Here is a 2,356-nt window from a genome sequence, read left to right on the forward strand (position 1 = left end):
GGACTAAATCCTTTCCCGCTTTGCACTTCAGCGAGTCCGGCTGTGATGCTAGCTGCTAATTGGAGGGCGGTGCTGTAATTGTTGCTGGACGTATGATTGAATTCATTTAAACTCTCTCCTTAATTTACAGAACCATTCGTAAACAGAAAAATAGTGGCAGTTGGATTCTCCAAACTACCACTATTTTCAATCTCTTTATTCATTAAATTCCTTATAATTTAGTTTTTCAGCGTTACTCATGATGCACAATTTCTTAATTTGCTCGTTATAGAACTTCCTCTACATCGACACTCTCTATCTTTACTTCATACATATTTGGAATATTTACTCCTTCCGGTACCCATGCATAATAGTTTTGATCATTCTCTAAAATAAATTGAACTAACTTTGTTTCTGATCCATTCCAGAAATTTTTAAGATTATCAATGTAATCCTCTAAATCCTCTTTATAGTCCAGTTGTAATATATAATCTCTTACGGTAAGGGCAAACACAATTAAACTTCCTAATAGATCCTTTTGCTCATTTTCTTCTTCATACTCTTGTGGTAAGAACCACACTTGACCTATTCCTATCGTTTTTTTGTATTTTTCATAAAAACTACTATCATCCATATTCTCATAATCATGAATCAATTCATTGACCAATGAATGCCATTTTGGCGGAATAATGTTTTCCAATGCAGGATTATTTTCAATTCCTTCTACTATATCCTCGATTTCTTCTGTCTCATCTTCATAGTGATATTCACTTAGGTCTATATGCTTAAATTTCATTTCATTTTTGTAATGCGACAAATCATATGGATAATGATTATTATCTTTTAAACTTATATCATCAAGTTCGAGTATCTTTACTAGTGCAGCTGTCTCAAAGCTCCAATACCCTACATATCCAGGTTCTTTATGCGCATTTTTCCATTCATAATCATAATGGCCTTTAAACCATTCTTTCTCCATATACGTTTGTAATCTTTTAGACGCTTCTTTTTTATCTGTTTGTGCAAGTTCTATAATCTCTCTCGTTTTTACATATGGATTCTCTTTATAATATCTATTCGTCATTTTTGTGTATCCGATATCACTAGCGCATAAGAGGAAATCAATTACTGCGTCGTTCATATTTTCCTTCTCAACTAGCTTGGCTAAACTTACAAGATTCTTTTTATCCGTTTCTAATAAAATCCCTAGAGATATCATCCAAATTAGATTTAAATATCCAACTTCATTTTCCCCTATATGCCCCAAATCAATAAGAGCGTTGTCAAAATCTCCTTCTATTGTATGGATAGCTTCTCCTATGGAATATTTCGCGTTAATATCCTCTAACTCATAATTAAAATTTAATAGATACCTTCCTTCTATAAGACTTTTATTATCTTTAGCCTTTCTTTGAATACCATTCCTTTCATCTTCTTCAAAACTTTTAATCTCCTCTCTATTTTCCTCAATAAACTCTTTATTATATTCTATTCCTTCTCTACATTTTTCTTCTATACATAAAGGATCTCTCATACTATTCAATTCCTCCTAGTGCCTTAAATTATGGCCATTCTCCAATTATGTCTCCCTTTGCATCTATTCTAAATGTTTTCACATTCCCACTACTATCAACCTTTGATAACACTCTCTCAACTTCCTGATCTTGTAATGCTTTCGTAATCTTTGATGCTAATTTTGCATCCCCATCAACTGCCTTCAATATCCTACTTTTTCGGGTCTTCGCACCATTCAACCAATCATTTGACATTTGTGGTCCATCTTTAGTTTTTCCTAATTGTGAACTACCAAACTTTGCTTCATCAATAACATATTTAATATTTGAATTTGGATTTGCATTTTCGTATAATCCATCAATCCCTTTTACTATTTTATCATCTATGCTTGATGGTGTACTTTTGCCGACTGGTTTCAAATCAAATCCAGCATCTTTTAAACTTTGATTATTCAATAAATTGTCACTAGATTTTATTTCACCATAATTACCTTTTTGCTTATTTGTAGCTGTTTTTGCATCAAAATTATCTACATTTGTATTTTTGTTACTGCTAGGTTTACCATTACCACCATCTTTAGATTTCGCAAACTTATAATAAGCTTCTATCAATTCACCTTGTGGTATTTTGGTTATAATAGTTCCACCAACACTAGAGAATGCATAGGAAGCCTCTCTCTTAAATGATTGTAACATTTCAAGCGTAGGCTTCAATTCTTTTGCTAGTGTTACTGCATTAGCAAATGTACTTACTCCACTTGATGCTTTTGCTCCTTTTGTGATATGGCCTACTTTATTTAGTGCCCTATCGCCTAATATTGTGGTAGCTATTTGTGTTAATCCATAGGTAGTCAATTCTGTAC

Annotated in this window: 1 protein-coding gene and 1 pseudogene; both read right to left on the bottom strand. The window is 32.7% G+C overall.

Features of this window, described 5'->3' with window-relative positions:
- Positions 1–265: 265 nt before the first annotated feature.
- A complete protein-coding gene (locus KVT31_RS29215; RefSeq protein ID WP_217613693.1) occupies positions 266–1,513 on the bottom strand; it encodes a PoNi-like cognate immunity protein in 1,248 nt (415 codons plus the stop codon).
- A gap of 28 nt (positions 1,514–1,541) precedes the next feature.
- Positions 1,542–2,356: pseudogene (locus tag KVT31_RS29220) on the bottom strand (cytoplasmic protein); the annotation flags it as partial.

It is taken from the genome of Bacillus sp. GbtcB14 (assembly GCF_019091205.1).
Taxonomy (GTDB): domain Bacteria; phylum Bacillota; class Bacilli; order Bacillales; family Bacillaceae_G; genus Bacillus_A; species Bacillus_A cereus_AG.

Excerpts from the sequence above, each read along its gene's own strand:
- KVT31_RS29215 (WP_217613693.1), bottom strand. The coding sequence starts at position 1,513 with ATGAGAGATCCTTTATGTATAGAAGAAAAATGTAGAGAAGGAATAGAA.